Genomic DNA, 505 nt, shown 5'->3' on the forward strand with positions numbered 1-505 from the left:
TTTCTTTCTTATGCGTTTTGCACCGGGAAACCCTTTCTCGACAGAACGTCCACTACCGCCAGAAGTTATGGCGAACATTGAAGCGAAATACGGCCTTGATAAGCCAGTATTCGAGCAATACACAACGTATTTGACCAACGTTCTGCAAGGTGATTTTGGTCCATCGTTTAAATACCTAGATTACACCGTAAACGAGTTGATCGCCGTTGCTCTGCCAGTGTCAGCGAAAGTGGGTTTTATCGCCTTCATCTTTACGTTGATCATGGGCGTGACGGTCGGGACGATAGCGGCTCTCAAGCAGAATACGTGGGTTGACTACACCATAATGTCGACCGCGATGCTGGGTGTGGTTATGCCGTCGTTCGTATTGGCACCAGCTCTGATTTACCTATTCTCTCTACATTGGCACATTTTCCCTGCAGGTGGTTGGCAAGATGGTAGCTGGCAGTTTTTAGTGTTGCCGGTTGTTGGTATGTCTTTGCTTTACGTTGCAACGTTTGCCCGT

At 47.9% G+C, this 505-nt stretch carries 1 protein-coding gene; it reads left to right on the plus strand.

Annotation, left to right across the window (positions count from 1 at the left end; translation table 11 throughout):
* Positions 1 to 505 (plus strand): ABC transporter permease subunit (locus R7Z50_RS31405; protein ID WP_318150262.1); only part of this gene is annotated, 505 nt, incomplete at both ends.

The sequence above is a fragment of the Vibrio sp. 1249-1 genome (assembly GCF_033340495.1).